Genomic DNA, 25,565 nt, shown 5'->3' with positions numbered 1-25,565 from the left:
TTGTGCCATGCGCTCGCGCGCAGGGCACGGTTGTTGCCTGCCGTCAGAACTTGTAGCGCAGGCCCAGCATATAACGCGCGCCGGTCTGGGTGGCGTACAGCACCTGGTTCTTGTTGCGGCCGTGGATGCGCTGGGTCTCGTCGGTGATGTTGATGCCTTCGACCGACAGGGTCAGGCGCTCGTTGAACGTGTAGCTGACGTTCATGTCCAACTGGCCGTAGGGCTCGGTGTAGTTCGGGTTCGGGCCACCGCCGTCGAAGCGGCCGGACAGGAACTCGTCACGCCAGTTGTACGCGGCGCGGATCTGCCACGGACCCTTGTCGTAGAAGCCGACGAAGTTGGCCGAATCGCTCAGCCCTTCCAGCGCGAACTGCTGGCCGATGATCCGGTTGTCGTAGGTCAGGCCGGAATCGACGATGGTGTAGTTGGCGGCAAAGCCGAAACCACTCTGGCCGAACACGTGCTGCAGGTTGAATTCCCAGCCATCCAGCGACGCCGACTTCTGGTTGGCCGGGGTGCTGATGCGGAAATCCGCCAGCGGATCGCCCGGCTGGCCGACGATGGTGCCGGTACGTGCGCCGGTATCGTCGGTGCCGGTCTGGGTCACGCCCGGATCGCCGTTGTGGTTGTCGAAGATGTAGTTGCGGATGCAGACGTTGTCGGTAGTGCCGCAACCCGAGGCCAGCGCCTCGTTCCAGTAGGCGCCGCCGACCGGCGTGTGCAGGTTGAACGGGGTGGCGCCGTCGCTGCCGCCGACATCGATGACCTGGGTGGTGCCGATGTAGTTGTCGATGTTCTTGCGGAAGAAGCCGGCCGAGATATAGCTGGATTCACCGTAGTACCACTCCAGCGACAGGTCGAAGTTGTGCGACAGCAGCGGTTCCAGTTGCGGGTTGCCGAGCGAACCGGTGCCGCCATCGACGCGGACGATGCTGTCCAGGGTCTGGCCGCCCTGGATGTCACCCCAGCCCGGACGACCGATGGTTTCGCTGTAGCTGCCGCGCAGCTTGACCGTGTCGGTGACGTCCAGCGCCAGGTCCACGCTGGGCAGGATGTAGCTGTATTCGCCGCTCAGGTGGCTGAACTGCGGATCCGACAGCACCAGGTTGAGCTCGTTGGCCGAACCCCAGGAGATGGCGGTAGCGGTCGGCACCAGCGCTTCGGCGCTGACGCTGGTCTTTTCGTAACGCACGCCGACCGCGGCACTGAACGGCATGCTCCAGTCCCAGGTGTTGCTCCACTGGGCGAAGGCGCTCTTCGACTTTTCGGTGACCCGGCGATCGGTGGTGAACTCGGACGAGGCGCGATAGTCGGCGGCGTCGTTGCCGGCGCGGACCCAGGCATCCTCGGCCAGCTGGCGGACGGTGTCGAAGTCCCAGATGAAGAACGAATCGGTGAAGAACGGATCGTTGTGGCCGGAGAACTGATCGAAGTACTGGCCCATGTGATCCAGCTGCCAGACTTCATCCGGATAGTCGCCCGGATTGGTCGCGCCGCCCCAGGTATCGAGCTGCACGTTGGAGTAGGCCGAACGGTTGTTGACTTCGGTATAGCCGACGCCGAAGTCGAGCTTGGATCCGCCCTCGAAGTACAGATCGCCACCGAACTGGCTCTGTTCGACTTCCGACTTCATGTAGCTGTTGCGGAACGAGGAACCGCTGACCATCATCTTCGACGCGTCGATGGCGGTGGTGCCGGCCGGCAGGCCCATGTTCAACAACGGCAGGTCACCGGAGAAATCGACCGAGGTGGTGCCGCGGAAGAAGCCGGCGGTGCCGAGCACGCCGCTGGAACCCAGCGGACTGTCGGCGCCGGTCTCGGAGCTGGAGTTGTGGTAGTCGAAGTACAGGTTGAGGTTGTCGCTGGGGCGCCACTCGAGGTTGAACGCCAGCGACTTGCCTTCGGTCTTGGTCGCATTCTGCCCGCCACCGTACGCGGCGTCGCTGTTGGCGGCGTCGATGATTTCCGAATACAGGTTGGGGCCGGCGACCGGGCCATCGGTCCAGGAGCTGACCGACGGACCGAAGTTGAACCACACCGACATTTCGTTGCGCTGGGTCTGGATCTTGTTTTCCGAGTAGGCGTAATCCAGGGTCGCGGTCAGGGTGTCGGTCGGCGCGAACTGCAGCGTCAACAGGCCGTTGGTGCGCTGGCGCTGGACGCCGTTGATGTTGTAGTTGAGGTTCTGCGGTACCGAATAGACATCATCCGGGTCGGGGCGGTTGGTGATGTTCTCCGAACCCGGTGCGCCCGGCTGCGGAATCGCACCCCAGTTGTTCTCATCGCCACGGAAGGTCTTCCAGCCGTTGCCGACCGAGACCTGGCTGAAACCGTAGTCGCGCTCCTGGTAGCTGCCCGACAGCGCCACGCCGAACTTGCCGTCGGCATAGGTGTTGCTGAAGATGCCGGACACTTCCGGGGTCACGTCCTCGCCCTGCAGCGAATTGGGCAGGTTGTCGTCGGAGGTGTCCCAGACGCCCTTGACGCCGATGTTGGCGCGCATGCCGGGGGTGTCCAGCGGACGTGCGGTGCGGATGTCGATGGTGGCACCGATGCCGCCGGTCGGGATGCTGGCGCGGCTGGTCTTGTAGACGTCGACTTCGGAAATCGATTCGGACGCCAGGTTGGCGAAATCAAAGGCGCGCGAGTTGGACGGACCGGCGTCCATGATCGTCGATGCCGGCATCTGCCGGCCGTTCAACAGCACCAGATTGAAGTCCGGGCCGATGCCGCGGACGGTGACCTTGGAGCCTTCGCCATTGACGCGGTCGATCGAGACGCCGGAGATGCGCTGCAGCGACTCGGCCAGGTTGGTGTCGGGAAACTTGCCGATGTCTTCGGCGACGATGCCGTCGACGACACCCTGCGAGTCGCGCTTGAGGTTCATCGACTGCGACAGGCTGGCGCGGATACCGGTGACGGTCACCGTGTCCAGCGTGGTCGCATCGGTTTCGGCAGTGGACGTGGCCTGCAACGGATCGGCCGACTGGGCAAAGGCCGGACCGGCCAGGGCCATCATCAGGGCGCTGGTCAGCAGGCGCTTCTTGGGTACGTGGTGCAGCTTGTTCATGGAACTTCCCTCCCCGGAATTCGCGAAATCTGAGTTGTGTGGAACTGGTTGTCCGCAGGACAGCCATCGTGCTGCGGCATTTGACGCCCAATTGACAGCGTTGTCAACTTGAATGCGACAATGCCGTATATGATTGATTTGAAAGGTTTTTAGCCGTTAAATATTTGTTGCATCGCAGCGAACGCAAGCCATCGTGGCGGCCGCCGGACGCTGCCCACGGGCGAGCCCGGCAGCAGGCAGCGGGATGCTGGCAGCGGCATTGAGCCCGCTCGAAACTGAACGGAACCGTCGCTTGCGCGGGCGGAGCCGGCTCGCTGCCGCCGCCGGGTAATCGGCGGCAGGGCAAGCGGCGCCGGCTTATCGCAGCCGTTGCGGGTGGCTGTAGATGACCATGCGTGACGGTCGCACGAAGCCGAGCAGGGTGAGCCGGCAATCCGCCGCCAGTTGCACCGCCAGTGCGGTCGGCGCCGAGATCGCGGCCAGCAGTCCGATGCCGGCCAGTGCTGCTTTGGTCACCATCTCGTAACTGGCCCGGCTGCTGACCAGGGCAAAGCCGCTGTCACCGTCGATGCCCTGGCGAAGCATTGCGCCCGTCAGTTTGTCGAGCGCGTTGTGGCGGCCGACGTCCTCGCGCACCAGCCGCAGTTGTCCCTGCGGGTCCGCCCACGCCGCGGCATGCACGGCGCCGGTGGCGGCATTCAAGGGTTGTTGCTGTTGCAGGCTGGCCAGTGCCCGTTGGATGGCGTCGGCACACACGCGCAGCGTGTCCTGCAACGGCGGCGGTCGCTGGATCACGTCCTCGAGCAGGCGCTGGCCGCAGACGCCGCAACCGCTGCGGCCGGGCATTGCGCGGTCCTGGCCGCGCCCATCCGCCGGCAACCGCGTGTGGGTCTGGATGTCGAGCAGGATGCCTTCGACCACCTGCTGGATCTCGAGGTGGCGGATGTCACCGGGCCGCAGGCCGCGTTCGCTGAGCGCGAAGCCGTGGGCGAAGTCTTCCAGATCGGCCGGCGTCGCCAGCATCACTGCGAACGGCTCGCCATTGAACCGCACTGCGACCGGAACCTCCTCGGCCAGCTGATCGACGCGCTCGCTGGTCACTCCGTCGCGCCATTCCAGCAGCGGCCGGGCGACCTTGCCGCGCAGCGGATCCTCCGTGGCGCTCACTGCGCGGGCGGGTCGGGAACCGCCGCGGCGGTGATCCGCACCGGCGTCGACTTGTAGGCGGGGGTTCCGGATTGCGGGTCGTGGCTGTCCAGCGGCACCAGGCAATTGCCTTCCGGGTAGTACATCGCCGCCGAACCCGGCGGGATGTCGTATTCGACCGCGGTGAAGCCAGCGACCCGATAGGCGTCGTTGCCGTCGCAGCCGGGCGCGCACGACTGCACGTCGATGCGATCACCGTGGCGCAGTCCGCGCCGCTGCAGATCGCCGGCATTGAGGAACACCACGTCGCGGCGACCACTGATGCCCCGGTAGCGGTCGTTGTAGCCGTAGATGGTGGTGTTGTACTGATCGTGCGAGCGGATGGTGGTCATTGTCAGCAGCTCCGCCGCCGCCGGCGGGTCCTCGCGCAGGCCCGGCGCGACGATGAAGCGGGCTTTGCCCAGCGCACCCCAGTCGCGCTGCGACGCGCCGACGTACAGGCGGAAACCGCCCGGCTGCCGGATCCGCTGGTTGTAGTCCTGGAACTGCGGGAACACGGCTTCGATGTCATCGCGGATCAGATCGTAGTCATCGATCCGCGCCTGCCAGTCGACCCGGCTGTCCGGCAGCGTGGCCTTGGCGATGCCGGCGACGATCGCCGGCTCCGACAGCAGTTGTTCCGAGGCCGGCGGCAGGCCGCCCTGGGAGGCATGCACCATCGACATCGAATCCTCGACCGTCACCGACTGCAGACCGCTGGCCTGCAGGTCGCGCTCGGTCCGCCCCAGGCACGGCAGCAGCAACGCCTGTCGCGCCGGGATCAGGTGCGAGCGGTTGAGCTTGGTCGCCACGTGCACCACCAGATCCAGCTTGCGCATCGCCGCCATCGTCGCCTCCGGGTCCGGCATCGCCGTGGCCAGGTTGCCGCCCATGCAGATCAGCGCACGCGAGCGACCATCGCGGATCGCCTTGACCGCCTGCACCGAGTCGTGGCCATGACTGAGCGGAAAACGGAAACCGAAGCGGCGCTCGATGGCGTCGACCAGGGCCGGCGTCGGCTTTTCGGTGATGCCGACGGTGCGGTCGCCCTGTACGTTGGAATGGCCGCGGATCGGCGCGATGCCGGCGCCCGGCCGGCCGATGTTGCCGCGCAACAGCAGCAGATTGCACATCTGCTGCACGTTGTGGGTGCCCTGATGGTGCTGGGTCATGCCCATGCCGTAGCAGAAGATCACCCGTTCGGCATTGGCGTACAGGCGGGTGGCGGCTTCGATCTCGGTGCGCGGCAGGCCGCAGGCCTGCTCGATGCTGGACCAGCTAGTGGCCTGCACATCGGCGCGCAACGCATCGATGCCTGCGGTATGCGCATCAATGAAACCGCGGTCCAGCAGCCCGGTGCCGCCGCCCTGCAGATCCGCGGCATCGGCCTCGAACAGCGCTTTCATCATCCCTTTCAGGAACGCCAGGTCACCGCCGATGCCGACCTGGTAGTAATGCTGCGCCAGCGTGGTGCCCTTGCCGGTCAGCATCTCGGCCGGGTGTTGCGGCGATACGAAGCGCTCCAGCCCGCGCTCGCGCAATGGATTGACCACCACGATCGGCACCCCGCGCAGGGCGACTTCGCGCAGCGTGCCGAGCATGCGCGGGTGATTGGTGCCGGGGTTGTGGCCAAAACTGAACAATGCGTCGCAGTGTTCGAAGTCCGCGAGGGTGACCGTGCCCTTGCCGACGCCAATCGACGCGGGCAGGCCGACGCTGGTCGCTTCGTGGCACATGTTGGAGCAATCGGGAAAGTTGTTGCAGCCGAATTCGCGGACCATCAGCTGGTACAGGAACGCAGCCTCGTTGGAGGTCCGGCCGGAGGTATAGAACTCGGCCATCTCGGCCCGTGGCAGTGCCCGCAGCGCGGCGCCGATGCGATCGAAGGCGTCCTGCCAGGTAATCGCCAGGTAGCGGTCGCTTTCCGCATCGTAGGCCATGGGCTGGGTCAGGCGGCCCTGGTTCTCCAGCGCGTGATCGCTCCACAGCCACAGCTCGGCCAATGAATGATCGGCAAAGAACTCCGCTGTGGCCCGCTTGCCAGTCGCTTCCCAGGCCACCGCCTTGGCGCCGTTCTCGCAGAATTCGAACGAAGAGGTGTGGCGCGGATCCGGCCAGGCGCAGCCGGGGCAATCAAAGCCGCTGGGCTGGTTGACCCGGCGCAACGCGGCGGTCTCGCGGCCGACCGCCATCTGCCCCTGCAGGGCCCTGGCCACCGCGCCCAGCGCGCCCCAACCGCCGGCGGCCGCGTCGTAGTCGGCAACTCCGGGAACAACAGGCTTCTTCATCGGCAACGGCACGGCTCTGCTGGATGTGGATGATTCTGCCACAGAGCGGTCATGGCCCTCGGACGGCCAGGGCGCGGCCCGCTGCGGGCAACGGCCGCCAACGACGGTTTGGCGGCGCATGCATGGCGACCGCTTGGCAGGCACGTTTGCCAGCAGCGGGCGGTGGCACCGGCATCGGCCCGCGTCGATTGACAGTATCGTGCCGCCTGCCGACACTGGCTGCATCGTTCCGCCCGCGCGCAATGAGTCTGGACGGACGTCCACCGAACAAAAGGAGTTATCGCAATGAACGTGTCCCTGAAAAAGTTCCAATGGCTGGCCGCCGCCTCGCTGGTCGCGGTCGTCGCCGGTTGCGCCAGCAGCCCGACCATCCGTTCCGACTTCGATCCCAGCGCTGATTTCTCCCAGTACCGCACCTACGATTATTTCTCTCCGCTGGGCACCGACAGCGAGGGATATTCGACCATCCTGACCAACACCATCAAGTCGGCGGTGGACCGGGAAATGCAGGCCCGCGGCTACGTCAAGAGCAGCAGCTCGCCGACCTTGCTGGTCAATTTCGGCGCCAAGGTCCAGCAGAAGACCGACGTCAATACGGTGCCGGCCGCGCCGGTCGGTGGTTACTACGGTTATCGCGGTGGCTTCTATGCACCGTGGGGCGGCTGGGGCAATGAAACCTACGTCGACCAGTACAACGAAGGCACCCTGAACATCGATCTGGTCGATCCGGCCCGCAAGCAGCTGGTGTGGGAAGGCGTGGCCGTTGGCCGGGTCAGCGATGACACCAACAGTGCTTCGGTGAATGCGGCGGTGACGCAGATCTTCGCCAAGTATCCGTTCACTGCCGGCAGCGCCACCGCGCAGCCGCAGAAGTAAACAAAGCAGGTAACGAGGGCCGTCTGACGGCCCTCGTTGTTGTTGGCGGCCATGCCGGCGGCGGTCGCCGCCGGCAACAGGCAGTTTCTCCTACCGGGAACAATGCGTATGCACATGCGTGGTGCCTTGCTTCGCCGTCTCGTCCTCGGCTTCTGGTTGTTGCTGCTGGGCATCGGCCCCGGCGTGGCGCTGGCGCAACAGGACCCTCCGCAGCGGTCGGACGAGCCGGCGCTGCTGCGCTGGGCCAATCGTGATATCGCCGAGTTCCGCCGTGACTGGAACGGGATGTCGCCGGCGCAGCGGGTGGACCGGGCGGCTGCCTCGATCAGCGCCTTGTCCGATCGTGAAAGACGCAACCCGGTGCGTGCGCAGATGCTGACCCTGCAGGACACGCCGGCCGCGGTGGTGATGGTCGGTGACCGCGCGATCCTGGCCCTGTTCCCGGGCGATGCCATTGATCCCGACGCCGATCTGCAGGCCGAGAGCCGGGCCATCACCGAGCGCCTGAGCGCGGCGCTGGCGGTCGACCAGCAGCAACGGCGGCCGGCGATCATTGCCCGCGGGGTGGCGATCAGCGTGGCTGCGCTGGCGTTGGCCGCTGTGCTGATCTGGCTGCTGTCGCGCGCCGGGGGGCTGCTGGAAGGCTGGTTGCAGAGGCGCCTGCTCAAGCATCGCCAGGCCGGTCAGATGCATTGGCGCGAATACACGATTCCGGTGGTGATGCGGGTGTCACTGCTGCTGCGCTGGTTCTGCTATCTGCTGGCGGCAGTGCTGGCGCTGGTGACGGTGCTGGAGGCGTTTCCGCTGACCGAGCCGCTGGGACAGCGCGTACTCGGCTTCTTTGGCGAACGGCTGCATGTATTCGGCCGCGCCGCGCTGGAGGCCAGCCCGGGCCTGATGACGATGCTGTTGATCCTGTTCATCACCCATGGCGTGGCCCAGGCCATCGGTCTGTTCTTCAACAATGTCCACGCCGGTCGCATCCAGGTGCCGCTGGCGCATCCGGAAACCGCACTGGCGACCAAGCGGCTGGTGAGCCTGCTGGTCTGGGGCGTCGGCATTGGCCTGGCCTATCCCTATATTCCCGGCGCCAAGAGCGAGGCCTTCAAAGGCATTTCGCTGTTCTTCGGATTGATGGTGTCGCTGGGATCGGCCGGCGTGGTCAGCCAGCTGATGAGTGGCCTGGTGGTGATCTATTCGCGCGCGCTGGGACGTGGCGACCGGGTCACCATCAATGGCCAGGAAGCGGTGGTGCAGGAGATCGGGGGCCTGGCGACCAAGCTGGTCAACAGCTACCAGCAGGAAATCACCGTGCCCAATTCGGTGCTGATCGGCAACGCCATCATCAACCACAGCAAGCGCGCCGCGCTGGGGCCGGTGTTCTATTCGGCCCAGGTCACCATCGGCTATGACGCGCCGTGGCGGCAGGTGCACCAGATCCTGCTGGAGGCGGTTGCCGCCACCGACGGCTTTGCCAGCACCCCGCCGCCGTTCGTGCTGCAGCGTGGGCTCAGTGATTTCTATGTCGAGTACGAAGTGTTTGCCGCGCTCGCCAATCCGGCCGATGGACTGGCGCGCAAACCGCATCTGATGTCGGACTTCCATGCCAACATCCAGGATGCGTTCAACGCCGCCAACGTGCAGATCATGTCGCCGCACTTCGAGGCCCAGCCGGAGCAGGCCATCGTGGTACCGCGCGAGCAGTGGAATGGCCCGTCGGCAGCCGTCACCCCCGGCGAGATGCTGAAGGACATCACCGGCCAGGCGGCACGCAAGCCCACGTAGGGCGGAACAGGTCCAGCACCAGGTTGCCGGTGGCTCAACCCGCTTCGCGAACGGTTTCCAGCACCTGCTGGCCGTACCGCTCCAGCTTGGTCCCGCCGATGCCACCGACCTTCGACAACTGGCCCAGATCCTGCGGCCGGTGCTCGGCGATGTTGCGCAGGGTGCTGTCGTGGAAAATGACGTAGGCAGGCACGTTCTGCTCGCGGGCCAGTTGCGCGCGCAGTTCGCGCAGGGCGCCGAACAGCGACAGGTCGGCTGGCGCGACGACCACCGAGCCGGGCAGGTTGCGTTCGCGCTCGCGACGGCTGGGCAGCTCCTTGCGCAACACCAGCTGGCGTTCATTGCGCAGGACCGCGCGGCTGGCCTCGGTCAGGCGCAGGCCGCCGTAGGCCTCGGTGTCCACGTCCAGCAGGCCCGAGGCGACCAGTTGCCGGAACACGCTGCGCCAGGTCGAGGCCTGCAGATCCTTGCCGATGCCATACGTGCTGAGCTGGTCGTGGCCGCAATCGCGGATGCGTTCGCTGTCCGAGCCGCGCAGCACGTCGATGATGTGGTTGACGCCATAGCGCTGGCCGCTGCGGTAGACGCAGCTCAACGCCTTCTGCGCGGCCTCGGTCGCATCCCAGGTCGCGGCCGGATGCAGGCAGTTGTCGCAGTTGCCACACTGGTGCGGGTAGTGTTCGCCAAAGCCGGCCAGCAGCACCTGGCGCCGGCACTGCATCGATTCGCAGTAGCCCAGTAGTTGATCCAGCTTCCTGCGCTCAAGCCGCTTGCGCTCTTCGCCGGCCTCGGACTGCTCGATCATCTGCTTGAGCATCACCATGTCGCCGAGGCCGTAACACAACCAGGCATCGGCGGCTTCGCCATCGCGGCCGGCGCGGCCGGTTTCCTGGTAATAGCCTTCCAGTGACTTGGGCAGGTCGGTGTGGGCGACGAAGCGCACGTCCGGCTTGTCGATGCCCATGCCAAAGGCGACCGTGGCCACCATCACGATGCCGTCCTCGCGCAGGAACCGGCGCTGGTTGTGTGCACGTACCTCGGCGTCCAGCCCGGCGTGATAGGGCAGGGCATTGAAACCCTGCTCGCAGAGGAATCCGGCGGTCTGATCGACCTTCTTGCGCGACAGGCAATAGACGATGCCGGCCTGGCCGTGGCGTGGCTTGAGGAAATCGGCCAGCTGGCGCTTGACGTTGTCCTTCTGCACCACCGTGTAGCGGATGTTGGGCCGGTCAAACGAGCTGACGAAGCGCTGCGCCCCGGTCAGATTCAGGCGTTCGGCGATCTCGCGCTGGGTCGGTGGATCGGCGGTCGCGGTCAGGGCAATCCGTGGCACCTGCGGCCAGCGCTCGTGCAGCACCGTCAGCTGCAGGTATTCGCGGCGGAAATCGTGGCCCCAGGCCGACACGCAGTGCGCCTCGTCGATCGCGAACAGGGCCAGCCGGCTGCGGTCCAGCAGCGACATGAAGCGCTGTGTCAGCAACCGTTCGGGAGCTACGTACAGCAGGTCCAGCTCATCGCGCAGCAACTGCTGCTCGATCTGGCTGGCGCTCTCGGCGTCCAGCGAGGAGTTGAGGAAGGCCGCGCGCACGCCCAGCTGGCGCAGTGCATCGACCTGGTCCTGCATCAGCGCGATCAGCGGCGAAACCACGATGCCGACGCCGTCGCGCAGCAGCGCGGGCACCTGGTAGCACAGCGACTTGCCGCCACCGGTGGGCATCAGCACCAGCGCATCCTGGCCGTGGGCGAGATGCTGGACGATGGCTTGTTGCGGACCACGGAAATCATCGTGGCCAAAGACCCGCCGCAGCAGGTCCCGAGGAGATTCAGGCATGCCAATAGGGTAGCAGGCGCGGCCCGGCTGGTGACGGGTGACCACGCCGTGCAGGCGGCATCCGGCGGGCGCATAAGAGAAGCCCGGCACATGGCCGGGCTCCGTTGTCCAACGCTACTGCCGTCAGTTCATTCCAGCAGCGAGCGCAGCATCCAGGCGTTCTTTTCGTGTACCTGCAGGCGCTGGGTCAGCAGATCCACCGACGGGTCGTCGCCGCCGTCATCGGCGGTGCGCAGCACCCGGCGTGCGGTACGGCAGACCGCTTCATTGCCGTCAACCAGCTGGCGGACCATGTCCTGCCAGCCGGGCACGCCGCTGAGGCCGGTTTCTTCCTTGATCGAGGTCAGCTTGACGAACTCGGCATACGAACCCGGTGCGTTGAAGCCCAGTGCGCGGATGCGTTCGGCGATCTCATCCAGTGCGGTCCATTCCTCGGTGTACTGGCCTTCGAACATCACATGCAGCGAATTGAACATCGGGCCGGTGATGTTCCAGTGGAAGTTGTGGGTCTTCAGGTACAAGGTGTAGCTGTCGGCGAGGAACTGCGACAGACCTTCGGCAATCTTCTTGCGATCACCGGTACTGATCCCGATATCAATGCCGGGCGAGGTGTTGGCCGGGCTCAACGGCTGCGGCTTGCGCTTGGCCTTGGCCGAAGCCGCGCCGGACTTGCTGGTTTTGGTCTTGGGCATGTGAATCTCCTTATCTGAGGGGGATGGCTCACAATATCCCACGTTAACGCATCTTGTGTTCATTCGTTTTTCACAGCCAACAGAACAATGAAATCCACTTCCGCCGCAGCCATACCGTCTCCGTCCGCGCGCCGCCATGACATCGATCAGGCGCTGACCCGCGACCGTGGCCGCCTGCACGGTCTGTGGTCGCGCTGGCAGGCCCGCCCCGATGACGCCGGCAGCCGCGAGCGTTTCGAGCAGGCGCTGCAGGCATCGCTGGCACAGCGCCAGCAGCGGGCCAGCCAGCAGCCGACGGTGACCCTGGATGAAAGCCTGCCGATTGCGCGCGAAAGTGAGCGCATCATTGAGTTGATCCGCGCCCACCAGGTGGTGGTGATCGCCGGCGAGACCGGCTCCGGCAAGACCACCCAGCTGCCGAAACTGTGCCTGGCCGCCGGTCAGGGCGTGGCCGGCATGATCGGCTGTACCCAACCGCGGCGGATTGCCGCGCGCGCTGTGGCGCGGCGGGTCGCCGAGGAGTTGCACAGCGGCATCGGCGATGTGGTCGGTTTCCAGGTCCGCTTCAGCGATCAGGTTGGCGACAACACCCGCATCAAGTTCATGACCGACGGCATCCTGCTGGCCGAAATCGCCAGCGACCGCTGGTTGTCAGCCTACGACACCATCATCGTCGACGAGGCCCACGAACGCAGCCTCAACATCGATTTCCTGCTCGGCTACCTCAAGCAACTGCTGCGCAAGCGTCGCGACCTGAAAGTGATCGTCACCAGCGCGACCATCGACACCGAACGTTTCTCCAGGCATTTCGGCGATGCCCCGGTGATCAGCGTCGAAGGCCGCACCTATCCGGTGGAGCTGCGCTACCGGCCGCTGGAAGGTGGCGAAGGCAGCGACGGCGACGCCGATGAAGGTGGATCACGCACGGGCGAACGCAGCGTCAACGAGGCGATTGTCGCTGCGGTCGATGAAATCACCCGCATCGATCCGCGCGGCGACGTGCTGATGTTCCTGCCCGGCGAGCGCGAGATCCGCGATGCCCACCAGGCGCTGGAACGGCGCAAGTATCGCGAGACCGAAGTGTTGCCGCTGTATGCGCGGCTGTCGGCCAGGGATCAGGACCGGGTCTTCAGCCCGGGCAGCAAACGAAGGCTGGTGCTGGCCACCAATGTCGCCGAAACCTCGCTGACGGTGCCGCGCATCCGCTACGTCATCGATCCCGGCTATGCCCGGGTCAAGCGCTACAGCCCGCGGCAGAAGCTGGACCGCCTGCATATCGAACCGATCTCGCAGGCCAGCGCCAACCAGCGCAAGGGCCGCTGCGGGCGCATTGCCGAAGGCATCTGCTACCGGCTGTATGCGGAGTCGGATTTCCTGGCCCGTGATGAATTCACCGATCCGGAGATCCGCCGTTCCAGCCTGGCCGGGGTGATCCTGCGGATGTTGTCGCTGGGGCTGGGCCGGATCGAGGATTTTCCGTTCCTGGAACCGCCGGACGAGCGTGCCATCGCCGATGGCTGGCAGCAGCTGGTCGAACTGGGTGCGGTCAGCGCCCCGGACCGGCACGGCCAGCGCAGCCTGACCGCGGTCGGCAAGCAGATGGCGCGGTTGCCGGTGGACGTGAAACTGGCGCGCATGCTGGTGGCCGCACAGGCCAACGGCACGCTGGCCGACATGACCGTGATCGCGGCGTTTCTCGGTATCCAGGACCCGCGCGAGCGGCCGCCGGAAGCGCGTGAGGCAGCCGACAACGCACATGCCAGATTCGCCGATCCGCGTTCCGAATTCATCGGCATCCTCAAGCTCTGGAACGAGTACCGGCAAGCACATGAAGCACTGACCCAGTCGAAACTGCGCGACTGGTGCGGACGTCATTTCGTCGGTTTCCTGCGCATGCGCGAATGGCGCGAACTGCACCGCCAGTTGCTGGTGCTGTGCCGCGAACTGGGCTGGCAACCGGATGCGGGCAGTGAGGCCTCGGCGGCACCATCGTCCGACGCCGCAGTGGCGCCGGCCAGCAACAAGCCTGCGCGCCGCCGGCGCCGTGGCAAGCCGGCGGCTGCCGAGGCCGCCCCGGCCAAGGCCTCGTTGGTTGAAGACGGCGGCAGCGACAAGCAGCGCCAGCAAGCCTATCTGTTGCTGCATCGGGCGCTGATTGCCGGCTTGCCGACCCAGGTCGGCCATCGCACGGAGAAAGGCGATTTCCTCGGTCCGCGCCAGCGTCGCTATCATCTGTTCCCGGGTTCGGCATTGGCGAAAAAACCACCGCCCTGGGTGCTCAGTGCCAACCTGCTCGACACCCAGCGGGTCTGGGGCCTGACCAATGCGGCGATCGAGCCGGACTGGGTGATCGCCGAGCTGCCGCACCTGCTGGCGCGCAAGCATTTTGATCCGCACTGGTCGCGGGCCCAGGGCCATGTGCTGGCGTCGGAACAGATCAGCCTGTTCGGGCTGGTGCTGGCGCCGAAGAAGCCGGTCCATTACGGCCGCATCGCACCCCAGGAAGCGCATGAGATCTTCGTCAGACAGGGACTGGTGACGGGTGAAATCAACCTGCGCGCCGGATTCGTCGCCGACAACCTCAAGGTGCTGGCGCAGGCCCATGAAGAAGAAGCCAAGCTGCGTCGCGCCGGCATCGTCGCCGATGAGGATTGGCAGGCACGCTGGTACCTGGACCGGATTCCATCCGAAATCCATTCGGCCGCCGGCCTGGAAGCCTGGTACAAGAAGCTGGCGCCCGAGGCCCGGCACGCCCTGCAGTGGTCGTTGACCGATCTGCTGCCGGGGGAAGGCAGCGAAGCCGACCGCTTCCCCAGGTATCTGGTACTGGGCGATGCGCGGTTGCCGCTGCATTACCGCTTCGAGCCCGGCAGCGAAGACGACGGGGTCACCGTCGACGTGCCGCTGCATCTGCTCAATGCGCTGGATCCGGCGCAGCTGTCATGGCTGGCACCGGGGTTCGTCGCCGACAAGGCGGCCGGCCTGATCCGCACCTTGCCGAAAGCGCAGCGCCGCAATTACGTGCCGGCACCGGACTTCGGCCGTGCATTCTTCGAGAGCCATCCGCACGCTGGCGCCGATGACATCCGTGGCGCGCTGGCGCGCTTCCTGACCCGCACCACCGGTGCCGCGGTGGCGGCGATTGATTTCGACGAAACTGCGTTAGAGCCACATCTGCGGATGAACCTGCGGCTGCGTGACGACAACGGCAGAATACTGGCGACCAGCCGCGACCTGGACCAGCTGAAAGCGCGGTTCAGCGAGCGTGCCGGCCACGCATTCGCCGCCCGTGCCGGTCGCGACATGGCCGCCGATGGCCTGCGCGAGTTTCCGGCCGGGCCGATACCGCTGCAGGTTCCCGGCGAAGCCGGGGTGCCGGCCTATCCGGCGCTGGTCGATGAAGGCGAAAGCGTCGCCTTGCGGATGTTCGCCGACCGCCGCGAAGCCGAGCGCAGGCATCCGCAAGGGGTGCGCCGGTTGCTGCATATCGGATTGGCCGACAAGCTCAAGCAGGCGCGCAAGCAGTTGCCGATTTCGCCGAAGACCGGTCTGCTGTATGCGGCCATCGAATCACAAGAACGGTTGCGTGGTGACCTGCTGGAGGCGGCGCTGAATGCGGTGCTGGCGCAGGACGTGGCCGCTATCCGTGATCGCGCCACGTTCGAACAGCGGCGCGAAAAGGCGGCCCGGGAACTGTTCCCGGAGGCGATGCAGCGCCTGCAACTGGCCGAGACCATCCTCGGCGCGGTCGCCGATCTGAAACCGCAACTGGAATCGCCATTGATGGGCTGGGCGGCCGGCAATCTGGACGACCTGCGCGCGCAGCTGCAGGCGCTGGTCCATCCGGGATTCCTGCGCGAGACGCCGGCCGAGGCATTGGCCCAGCTGCCGCGCTATCTGAAAGGCATGGCCTTGCGTGCCGAACGCGCCAAACGTGATCCGGCCCGCGACCAAGCGCGGATGCTGGAACTGGTCCCGTTCATCGAGGCCCTGGCCCAGGCCAGCGACGAGGGCAGGACCGGCAGTGCGGAATGGCAGGCCCTGCGCTGGGATCTGGAAGAGTTGCGGGTGTCGCTGTTCGCCCAGGAACTGGGCGCCCGTAGCGGTATTTCGGCGAAAAAACTCGCGCAACGACTGCAGGCATTGCGCGAGTCGGCGGCAGGCTGAACAGCTGCCGCTGGGTGGGCCGCTGTCGGCCCAGCGGCTTACTTGATGCGCTGGACCTTGGCGGTGGTGTTGTAGCCCTTGACCCGCATGTACCACACGCCCAGGGTGCCAGGCTTGATGCTGACTTCCGGCGAGCTCTTGCGCACGCCTGCGAGCGTGGCGGCATCGGTCTGCTGCCATTCCTGGCCATTGGCCAGCACATAGGTCTTGCCCTTGCCGAAGCCGTTGAAATCGCCGGTCAGGGTGCTTTCGATCGGCTCACTGGTGCCGAAGTCGAAGAAGCCACGATTTTCCTGCACCACTTCCTTGCGCCCTTCTTCTTTGGCGGCGGCGGCGACGATGGCGGTCTGGGCGACCACCTTCTTGTTCAACCAGTCATTGAGCGCGGCCAGTTCGGAGGCATCCAGCTTGTCCAGGCCGGCGGCCTTGAACTGCTCGCTGGACATCTGCGACTTCAGATCGGTCGGCGGATTGCCGTCGGCAGCCTGCTGGGCGAATGCGGCGGTGCTGCACAGCAACGCGGCGGCAAGGCAGAGAACACGGAAATGCTTCATGGGATTTTCCTGGGGCGATGAGGCGCTAGTGTAGAACGCCTCGCCAGCGGTTCGACAATGATGCTGCGGCGCGCACGCTGGCGGCGGTGGTGGCGCAGTGCCGAATGTGCACAACAAGGTCCGCCGGCATCCGTTAATGTAGGGCTTTGTTGCCGATCTTCCAGCGTCATGTCGACCGCGCTCCCCACCCCTGAAAGCCTGCTTGATTCACCGGCGCTGGCACGCGTGCCGGCGCCGCTGCGCGACGGCCTGCGTGATGCGCTGGCGGCCAGCGCAGTGCCGGATGAAACGACGCTGGCAGTGCTGGCCGATACCCTGCAGACACTGGAAATGCTGTCCGCCGACGCCGATGTGGTCGCCGCCGCGCTGCTGTTCGGGTTGCCGTTGCCGGAACCGCTGCTGGCCCAGGCCCGGCAGTGGGCGCCCAGCATCGGTGGCCTGCTTGATGGCCAGGCTGCCGCCAATCAGGTCTGGACCCTGCACGCCGAACAGCAGCGGCAGGCCAACAGCGAGGGCCTGCGGCGGTTGTTGCTGGCGATCGTGCGCGACCTGCGGGTAGTGCCGATCCTGCTCGCCCGGCAACTGGCCCGGATGCGCCATGCCAGTGCCCTGGCCGAGGGCGAACGCGTCGCCCTGGCGCAACTGACCCGCGACATCCATGCGCCGCTGGCCAACCGGCTCGGCATCTGGCAATTGAAGTGGGAACTGGAAGATCTGGCGTTCCGCTTCCTCGACCCCGAGACCTATCGCCGCATCGCCCGGCAGCTGGACGAAAAGCGTACCGGCCGCGAAACCTACATCGCCGCGGTGCTGCAGCAGTTGCGGCAGTCGCTGGCCAGCCACGGCATCGCCGCCGAGGTCAGCGGCCGACCCAAGCACATCTACAGCATCTGGCGGAAGATGCAGAAAAAGCAGGCCTCGATCGACGAACTGTACGACCTGCGCGCGGTGCGCATAGCGGTCGATGACGTTGCCACCTGCTACGCGGTGCTTGGCATCGTGCACGCACTGTGGACACCGATACCGAGCGAGTTCGACGACTACATCGCCCGCCCCAAGCCAAACGATTACCGCTCGCTGCACACCGCGGTGATCGGGCCGGAAGGGCGCACGCTGGAAGTGCAGATCCGCACCCATGAAATGCACGCGCAGGCCGAGCTCGGCGTGGCCGCGCACTGGCGCTACAAGGAAGGCGGCGCCGACAAGGCCTTCGATCGCAAGATCGCATGGATGCGCCAGCTGCTGGACCAGTCACAGGAAAACGGCGACAACGATCGCCAGCTGGCCGGTGGCCTCGATGCGGCCCTCGTCGAGGAGCGCGTCTACACGCTGACGCCGAAGGGAGAGGTGATCGATCTGCCGCGCGGCGGCACCGTGCTGGACTTCGCCTACCACGTGCACACGATGGTCGGCCACCGCACCCGCGGGGCCAAGGTCAACGGCCGTATCGTGCCGCTGAACCATGTGCTGCGCAGCGGCGACCGGGTCGAAATCCTGACCTCCAAGACCGGCGAACCCCGCCGCGACTGGTTGCTGGCGTCGAATGGTTTCCTGGCCAGCGGCCGCTCGCGCGACAAGGTCCGGGCCTGGTTCCACAAACTGGACCGGGCGCGCAACCTGCAGGCCGGCCGCGAGCTGCTGGATCGCGAACTCAAGCGGCTGGGGCTGCAGCAGGCGGACCTGTCGGCGGTGGCACGCAGATTCCACGCCGACGGCATCGATGATCTGTACATCCAGGTGGCGCTGGGCGATGTCGGCCCGCACCAGGTGTCGCGTGCGCTGCATGAGGAACAGCGTGCCAGTGCCGCGCCGGCGGCGCCGCCGGGTCCCAAGCGTCCGCCGCCCAAGCCGAAGGCGATAGGCGACAGTACCTTCACCGTCGAAGGTGTCGGCAATCTGCTGGTGCAGATTGCCCGCTGCTGCCAGCCGGTGCCGGGCGAGCCGATTGTCGGTTACCTGACCCGCGGTCGCGGCGTCAGCGTGCATCGCCGCCACTGCCGGTCGCTGCAACGACTGGCGGCCCAGCATCCGCAACGGGTGCTGCCAGTGGAATGGGCGCAGGCCAAGGGCGGTTACGAAGCCGACGTGGTGATCGAAGGCTTTGACCGCAAATGGTTGCTGAAGGACATCACCACGCTGATTGCGCAGGAAGATGCGCATCTGCTCGGCATCCACAGTGACACCCGCCAGGACAGCGGCCGGGCCCAGATCCGGGTGCGGCTGCGGGTCACTGATTTCGGCCAGCTGTCGACCTTGCTCGGCAAACTGGATGCGTTGCCGGGGGTGCAGGAAGCAAGACGTTCAGCTTGATTGGGTATCCTGCGCAGGTGACGCGCGACCGCCCATCCCTGCCACCGGATCCACACCGACGCCACGAACCCCGCGTGGACTGGCAGAACATCGATGCCGATCCCGGCGTCGACATCGGTGGCCACCAACCCACCCGCCATCCGCCACCGCGCCGTCGTCGCCGTGGCTGGATCGCGCTCACGATCCTGCTGTTGCTGGTGCTGTTGGTGGTGTTGCTGAGACAGCCATTGGCGGATCGGCTGTGGCCACAGACCCGTGCCCAGGCGTTGCTGGTGCAGGGCCGGCAGGCGCTGGCCGAAGGCCGCCTGGATGACCCGGCCGGCCACGGTGCGCGCCAGTATTTCGAAGCCGCGCAGGCGCTGGACAATGATCGCGGCGATGCCCGCGCCGGGCTGGCCGAGGTCGCAGTGCAGGCGTTGCAGCAGGCACGTACCGCGCTCGCCGGCAATGACCTGGCGCAGGCCCAGCGATCACTGGCGCTGGCGCGTGACCTGCAGGTGCCGCGTGAGCAGGCCGATGCCGTCGCCGCCGAGCTGCGTAGGGCGCAGGCCGATGCCGCCGGTATCGACGATCTGCTGCTGCGCGCGGATCAGGCGCGTGAGCAGGGCCGGCTGGTCGGCGCGACCGATGCCGCGCTGCCGCTGTACCAGCGCATCCTGGTCCTGCAGCCGGATCTGATGGCGGCGCTGGAAGGGCGCGAGGACGCGTTGTCGGATCTGCTGCAGCCGCTTGATGGGCTGTTGCAGCATGGGCAACTGGCGGAAGCGGCGGCGTTGATCAGCCAGGTCGAGCAGTTTGATCCCGGACACGTGGCGCTGCCGGAAGCGCGGGCGCAACTGGCCACGCTGATCCAGCAACAACGCGAACAGGCGGATCGGCAGCTGGCGCAGGACCATATCGCGCAGGCGGCCAGCGGCTATCGCGCGATCCTGGCGGTCGACCCGAATGACAGCGGCTCCCGCCAGGGCTTGCAGCGGGCGGCGATGGCGAAGGTGCGACAGGCGCAGGCGCTGGCGGCGGACTTCCAGTTCAAAGCGGCCAATGCGGCGCTGGAGCAGGCGACGGAGCTGGCACCGGGACTGGCGGCCATTGCCGAGGGCAGGCGCGAACTGGCGAGCCTGCAGGCCAGCGCGAAACAACGCGTACCGCGTGCCGATCCTGCGCGGTTGGACCAGTTGCTGGCGCGCATGCAACAGGCCGAAGCACGCGGCGACTGGTTGTCACCGCCAGGCGAGAGCGCGTACGACGCGTTGCGTTCGGCGCAGGCGATCGCGCCCGATGATGCGCGGGTACGGCTTGCCGCCACACGCCTGTTGCCGAACATCCGTGGCTGTTTCGAACATGAGTTGCAGCAGAACCGGATCGGCCGTTCGCAGGCCTGCCTGCAGGCGTGGCAATCGCTGGCGCCGATGGACGCCGGGTTGGCCAGCGGCAAGCGCCGGCTTGCGCAGAAATGGGTCGCGGTCGGCAACGAACAGCTCGGTGCCGGTGACCTGGCGTTCGCCAACCGGGCGATGCGCGAGGCGATGGCGCTGGATGCCAATGCCGCCGGGGTGGCGGATTTCGCCAGCCGCGTGCGCAGCGCCAACGCCGGCGGCGGCCGCCGTTGACACCGCCGAAGCGGGTTCAGTCAGCGAAAAACACCGCGCGCACCGCAGCGCGGGCCGAGTCCAGCGAGAAATGCTGGCGGACGTTTTCAATCCCGTTGCGGCTCAGCGCTTGCCACAGATCCTCGTCACCATACAGGCGCACGATGGCGTCGGCGAAGGCCTGCGCATCGTCGGCCACCAGCACATCGTGACCATCAACCAGATGCATGCCTTCGACCGCGCAGGTGGTGGCGACCACCGGTTGTCCGTGGGCCATGCTCAGGTTGATCTTGCCCTTGACCCCGGCGCCGTAGCGCAGCGGCGCCAGGGCCAGCCGGCAGCCATCCAGATACGGCTGCAGATCTTCGACATAGCCATGGATGTGGACGCCAGGCTGCCCGGCCAGGGCCAGAATGTCGGCGCCCGGATCACTGCCGATGCAGTGGAACTGCAGCGCCGGCAGCAGCTGGCGCGCGCGCGGCAGGATTTCGCTGACGAACCAGCGCACCGCATCGGCATTGGGTGGATGGCGGAAGCCACCGACGAACAACAGATCACGCCGCTGTGCGAACGGAAATGCCGACGTCGCCGGCTGGTGCAGGTTGGACACCACCTCGACCCGGCTGTCGGCGGCATCCCTCGCCAGCAATTGTTTTTCGGTCGGGCTGACCACCAGCGTTGCATGCGCGGCGGCGATTACCGCCAGCTCTTTCCTGCGGGTGGCCGCGGCTGAACGCCGCAGGGCCTTGTCGTTGATTAATTCCGCAGCGCGTGACTCACGCAGGTAATGCAGATCGACGCTGTCGAACACCCGCTGCGCCTGCGGCGCGTAACGGCGCACCAGTGGCATGAACTCCGACGCGACGTAGTGACGCGACATCAGCACGCTGCTGAAACGTGGGCCGTGGCTCGCCAGCCAGCGCGCCGGCCGCTGGCACCAGGGTTCGTGCCAGACCTCGACTCCGATTGCCCGCAGGGCCTGCGTGTAGCGGCCAGCATATTGCAGCGAGGTAGGCAGGAACACCACGTGCGCACCCTCCTGAATCAGCAGTCGCATCAGGTTGACCAGCCGCAGCGAGCCGGAATCGTGGTCCGGACGTGGCGTTACCTCGTCGATGATCAGGATCTCGCGCTGGCGACGGTGTGCCATCGCCGCGCCCGGTACGCCGCCAGCCGCCGCGTGCTGCTGCAGGACCGCGCGCCACTTCTGTTCGAATACCGCGCGGTTGCGCAACTGATAGGCCTTGGTGCCGCTGCCGGGGTCGGTGCCCGAGGTCACCCCTTCCATGTGCACGACCCGCGATTGTGGCTGGTACAGCACCTGGCGACCGGCCTGGCGGACCGCGAAGGCCAGGTCGGTGTCCTCGTAATAGGCGGGGGTATAGCGGGTATCGAATCCACCCAGCTCTTCGAACAGAACCCGTGGAACGGCGATAGCCGCGCCCGAGCAGTAATCCGCCGCCCGCACGCTGCCGAACAGCGGATGTTCCGGTGACTCGAAGCGGCCGTAGTTCCAGGCGCTGCCATCGGCGAAGACAATGCCGCCGGCCTCCTGCAGCCGGCCATCGGGATACACCAGCTGGGCGCCGACCAGGCCCGCTTCCGGGTAATCACTGAAGGTGCCGAGCAGCGCATCCAGCCAGCCCGGCTGCGGCACGGTGTCGTTGTTGAGGAACACCAGGTAGTCGCCGCGGGCGCGCGCGGCGCCGTCGTTGCAGGCGGCGATGAAGCCGCCGTTGCTGGCGCGGCGGTGGTAATGCAGCCCCTGCAGCTGCGGCAGCCATTGCCCGGTCTGATCGCTGCTGCCGTCATCGACCACCAGGATTTCGATGTTGGCCGCCGGCGGATGCGCGGCCAATGCACGCAGGCAGGCCAGGGTATGCTCGACCTGGTTGTAGACCGGGATGATGATGCTGGCGCTGGGGGTGCTGCTGGCGGGTACCGCGAACGCGGCGAACGGCACGTTGGCTGGCAGATAGAGTGCCTCGGCCGGCAGTGGCGTGTGGCGGGCGAACTGGCGCTTCACCCGCTCCCAGCTGGCCTGCCAGCCACGCGTGCGCAGGCTGGTCAATCCGCGTTGGATCAGGCCGCGGGCGCGTTCGAACATGAAACGCACTTCGGCCAGCGACATCGACATCCGGTTGCAACTCCAGCTGAGCGGTGGGACCCCGGACCGGTCCGCGCGGGAGTGCCTGCGTTAGACTGGCCGGAACTTCCATTGTCTCATCCCCGTGGCCCATAACGATCATTCCGACGACCACCACGACGACAGCGATTCACCCACGCCGGCGTGGCGTCGTCACCTGCTCACCTTGTTGTTGGCGGCGGCGGGACTGGGACTGGGGTTCCTGATTCCGTACACGCTGTATCTCAATCACCAGGTCAGCCAGCGCTTCGGCGAGCTGCGCTGGCAGATCCCGACCCGGGTCTACGCGCGTCCGCTGCAACTGGCGCCGGGACTGGCGATGGATGCGCAGATGCTGAAGACCGAGCTGGAAGCGGCCGCCTACCGTGACGATGGCCGTGGCCAGATCCCCGGCACCTACCACAAGCAAGGCAGCCGCTACCGCATCGCCACCCGTGGCTACATGGACCTGGATGGCCGGATCGAGCCGCGGCAGCTGGATGTCAGCCTCTCTGGCGGCCGGGTCGCCAGCGTGCGCCAGGCCGACAGCCGCAAGGCGCTGAAGTCCGCGCGGCTGGACCCGGCGCGGATCGCCACCCTGTACGGTCAGAAGCAGGAAGAGCGCCGGCTGGTGCGGCTGGAAGAAGTGCCGGAACTGCTGTTGACCGGCCTGCAGGCGGTCGAGGACCGCGACTTCAAGACGCATCATGGCATTGACATCAGCGGCATGATCCGCGCCGCATGGGTGATGCTGCGTTCCGGTGGCGAGTCGCGCCAGGGCGCCAGCACCCTGACCCAGCAGCTGGCACGCAGCGGCCTGCTCGGCATCGGCAAGGAAGTCACCCTCAGCCGCAAGTTCAACGAAATCCTGTACGCGCTGATTCTGGAAGCGCGCTACGACAAGCGCACCCTGCTGGAGGCGTATTTCAACCAGGTCTACCTGGGCCAGCGTGGCAACCAGGCCATCCACGGCGTATCGGCGGCTTCGGAGTTCTGGTTCAACCGCGATCTGGATGCGCTGACCACCGAGCAGGTCGCACTGATGATCGGCATGGTCAAGGGCCCGTCGTTCTACGACCCGCGCCGGCACCCGCAGCGGGCCAGGCAGCGCCGTGACTTCGTCCTCGGCAAGCTGCTGCAGAGCAACCTGATTGACCAGGCCGAATACCAGCGCGCGCTGGCCGCACCGCTGGGCATCAGCGAAAATCCCGGCATCGCCGCCGCCAACCGCTTCCCGGCCTATGTCGATCTGGTCCGCCGCCAGCTGGCCCGCGACTATCCCGAAGGCGCGCTGCAGGGGGCCGGACTGAGCGTGATGACCGGCATGTCACCCTCGGCGCAGGCCTATGCCGAAGGCGCGGTCACCCGCACCATCAAGTCGCTGGAAAACAAGAAGCGGCCGCCGCTGCAGGCCGGGGTGGTGGTGACCGACGTCCACAATGGCGACGTGCTGGCCGTGGTCGGCAGCCGCGATGTCGCCAAGCCCGGTTTCAACCGCGCCATCGAGGCGCAACGGCCGGTCGGTTCGCTGCTCAAGCCGTTCGTCTATCTGCTGGCGCTGGCACAGCCGGATCGCTATTCGCTGGCCAGTTGGGTCGATGACTCGCCGGTCACCGTGCAACTGGGCAAGAACCGGCGCTGGAGTCCCGGCAACTCCGACAATCGCAGTCACGGCACGGTGCGCCTGATCGACGCATTGGCGCATTCGTATAACCAGGCCACCGTGCGCCTGGGCATGAGTGTCGATCCGCAGCGGCTGGCCGAACTGATCCAGGTGCTGGCCGGGATCAAGGCCGAGCCGAATCCATCGCTGATTCTCGGCTCCACCGATCAAAGTCCCTATGCGATGGCGCAGCTGTACCAGTTCCTCGCTTCCGGTGGCGAAATCCAGCCGCTGCATGCGGTGCGCGGGGTGCTGGACCCGTCCGGGCGCATGCTCAAGCGCTACGACAAGACACCGGCACCGGCGCAGGCCGGCGATTCGGTCGCCGCCAACCTGATCAGCGTCGCCCTGCAGGACGTGGTCAGCAACGGCACCGGCCGGCGCCTGCTCAGCGATGGCCTCGGCCGGCTGCAGTCGGCCGGCAAGACCGGCACCAGCAACGATGGCCGCGACAGCTGGTATGCCGGCTACACCGGCGACCACCTGGCGGTGGTGTGGATGGGCAACGACAAGAACGAGCAGACCGGCCTGTACGGCGCCACCGGCGGCATGCGGGTGTGGTCGACACTGTTCAGCCGTCTGCCCAGCGCGCCGCTGCGGGTTTCCGGCAAGGGCATCGACTGGCAGTGGGTGGTCGGCAACAACAGCAGTGACCAGACCTGCCCGGGCGCACGCCGGTTCGCCTTCGTCGCCGGCTTCGCACCGGCCTATGCCAGCTGTGTCATCGAACCGCCACCGCAGGAACAGGAAAGCGGTGGCTGGCGCAGCTGGTTCGGCCTGGACAGGAAACCAGAACCGGCCGAACAGGCCGCGGAAGAAACCACCCAACCATGATTCCCGAACATTCCCCCAGATTGATGCTGGCCACGCTGGCCGTGATCGTCGCTGGCTGTGCCAGCACCCCGGAAGCCGTCGTGGCCGAGGCCGGGCGTACCCCCGAACAGATGTACGCGCTGGTCCGCGCCGCCGCTGGCCAGGACGAGCGCGAACTCAACGTGCAGCCGCTGCGCGATCCGCAGGTCGAGGATCTGCGTGCCAGTGGCATGGCCGCGCTCAGCCAGCGGCAACTGGACGTGGCTGCGACGGATCTGCAGAAAGCACTTGAAATCACCCCCGAGGATCCGGCGGTGCTGCAGGAAAACGCCGAGCTGGCATTGCTGCAGGGCAATCTGCCGCTGGCCGAAAGCCTGGCTGGCAAGGCGGTCGACCTCGGTTCGGCGGTGGGTCCGTTATGCCGCCGGCACTGGGAAACCATCCGCCAGGTCCGGCAGAAGCAACTGGACGTGGCCTCGGTGGTACCGCCACGCGAAAAGGACACCGCCGCCGCCGAACGTACTGCGCGGATCGCGGTGCTGAAGGCCGGCGTCACCGACGCCAGCCGCCAGTTCGATGCCTGCACGGTCGCCGGTCTCAACCGCTACTAATCGGGA

Annotated in this window: 14 protein-coding genes; 7 read left to right on the top strand and 7 right to left on the bottom strand. The window is 66.5% G+C overall.

Going from position 1 to position 25,565, the window contains the following annotated elements:
• Positions 1 to 43: 43 nt before the first annotated feature.
• The 3 genes from ABB29_RS01515 to ABB29_RS01505 form a co-directional block, all read right to left on the bottom strand.
• Positions 44 to 3,070: a TonB-dependent receptor gene (locus tag ABB29_RS01515; protein WP_057656855.1), complete on the bottom strand. Its 3,027-nt coding sequence runs from the start codon at positions 3,068 to 3,070 to the stop codon at positions 44 to 46.
• 357 nt (positions 3,071 to 3,427) lie between these two features.
• Complete coding sequence (fdhD, locus tag ABB29_RS01510) at positions 3,428 to 4,237, bottom strand: formate dehydrogenase accessory sulfurtransferase FdhD (protein ID WP_057656854.1); 810 nt, start codon at positions 4,235 to 4,237, stop codon at positions 3,428 to 3,430.
• Positions 4,234 to 6,543: an FdhF/YdeP family oxidoreductase gene (locus ABB29_RS01505; RefSeq protein WP_057656853.1), complete on the bottom strand. Its 2,310-nt coding sequence runs from the start codon at positions 6,541 to 6,543 to the stop codon at positions 4,234 to 4,236. Before ABB29_RS01505 ends, fdhD begins: the two co-directional genes overlap by 4 nt.
• Before the next feature lie 285 nt (positions 6,544 to 6,828).
• Between ABB29_RS01505 and ABB29_RS01500 the strand changes: the two genes are divergently transcribed.
• Both ABB29_RS01500 and ABB29_RS01495 read left to right on the top strand, forming a co-directional pair.
• A complete protein-coding gene (locus ABB29_RS01500) occupies positions 6,829 to 7,419 on the top strand; it encodes a DUF4136 domain-containing protein (protein ID WP_057656852.1) in 591 nt (196 codons plus the stop codon).
• 126 nt (positions 7,420 to 7,545) lie between these two features.
• Positions 7,546 to 9,204 carry a mechanosensitive ion channel family protein gene (locus tag ABB29_RS01495; RefSeq protein WP_157062445.1) on the top strand — a complete coding sequence of 553 codons (1,659 nt, stop codon included), beginning with the start codon at positions 7,546 to 7,548 and terminating at the stop codon, positions 9,202 to 9,204.
• A gap of 34 nt (positions 9,205 to 9,238) precedes the next feature.
• Here ABB29_RS01495 and recQ read toward each other — a convergent pair whose 3' ends face one another.
• Together recQ and ABB29_RS01485 are read right to left on the bottom strand one after the other, a co-directional pair.
• Positions 9,239 to 11,035 carry a DNA helicase RecQ gene (gene recQ / locus ABB29_RS01490; RefSeq protein WP_057656850.1) on the bottom strand — a complete coding sequence of 599 codons (1,797 nt, stop codon included), beginning with the start codon at positions 11,033 to 11,035 and terminating at the stop codon, positions 9,239 to 9,241.
• Between the two features lie 128 nt (positions 11,036 to 11,163).
• A complete protein-coding gene (locus tag ABB29_RS01485; RefSeq protein WP_057656849.1) occupies positions 11,164 to 11,727 on the bottom strand; it encodes a Dps family protein in 564 nt (187 codons plus the stop codon).
• An 87-nt stretch (positions 11,728 to 11,814) separates the two neighbouring features.
• Here ABB29_RS01485 and hrpA point away from each other — a divergent pair, with 87 nt between their 5' ends.
• Positions 11,815 to 15,894: an ATP-dependent RNA helicase HrpA gene (hrpA, locus tag ABB29_RS01480; protein ID WP_057656848.1), complete on the top strand. Its 4,080-nt coding sequence runs from the start codon at positions 11,815 to 11,817 to the stop codon at positions 15,892 to 15,894.
• A gap of 38 nt (positions 15,895 to 15,932) precedes the next feature.
• Here the strand turns inward: hrpA and ABB29_RS01475 are convergent, their stop codons facing one another.
• Positions 15,933 to 16,448, bottom strand: a complete 516-nt coding sequence (locus ABB29_RS01475; protein WP_057656847.1) for a hypothetical protein — start codon at positions 16,446 to 16,448, stop codon at positions 15,933 to 15,935.
• Positions 16,449 to 16,505: 57 nt separating this feature from the next.
• Between ABB29_RS01475 and ABB29_RS01470 the strand changes: the two genes are divergently transcribed.
• Together ABB29_RS01470 and ABB29_RS01465 are read left to right on the top strand one after the other, a co-directional pair.
• Positions 16,506 to 18,758, top strand: coding sequence for a RelA/SpoT family protein (locus ABB29_RS01470; protein ID WP_425414711.1), 2,253 nt, complete (start codon positions 16,506 to 16,508; stop codon positions 18,756 to 18,758).
• A gap of 74 nt (positions 18,759 to 18,832) precedes the next feature.
• A complete protein-coding gene (locus ABB29_RS01465; protein WP_057656845.1) occupies positions 18,833 to 20,368 on the top strand; it encodes a tetratricopeptide repeat protein in 1,536 nt (511 codons plus the stop codon).
• Between the two features lie 16 nt (positions 20,369 to 20,384).
• Here the strand turns inward: ABB29_RS01465 and ABB29_RS01460 are convergent, their stop codons facing one another.
• Positions 20,385 to 22,484, bottom strand: a complete 2,100-nt coding sequence (locus ABB29_RS01460; protein WP_057656844.1) for a glycosyltransferase — start codon at positions 22,482 to 22,484, stop codon at positions 20,385 to 20,387.
• 88 nt (positions 22,485 to 22,572) lie between these two features.
• On the opposite strand from ABB29_RS01460, the gene mrcB reads away from it, so the two are divergent.
• Complete coding sequence (gene mrcB / locus ABB29_RS01455) at positions 22,573 to 24,969, top strand: penicillin-binding protein 1B (RefSeq protein WP_057656843.1); 2,397 nt, start codon at positions 22,573 to 22,575, stop codon at positions 24,967 to 24,969.
• Positions 24,966 to 25,559: a tetratricopeptide repeat protein gene (locus ABB29_RS01450; protein ID WP_157062444.1), complete on the top strand. Its 594-nt coding sequence runs from the start codon at positions 24,966 to 24,968 to the stop codon at positions 25,557 to 25,559. Before mrcB ends, ABB29_RS01450 begins: the two co-directional genes overlap by 4 nt.
• Positions 25,560 to 25,565 lie beyond the last annotated feature (6 nt).

Origin of the sequence: Pseudoxanthomonas dokdonensis, from assembly GCF_001431405.1 — a bacterium.
In the GTDB taxonomy this organism is placed as follows: domain Bacteria; phylum Pseudomonadota; class Gammaproteobacteria; order Xanthomonadales; family Xanthomonadaceae; genus Pseudoxanthomonas_A; species Pseudoxanthomonas_A dokdonensis.
This window is presented reverse-complemented; position numbering and strand designations above follow the sequence as displayed.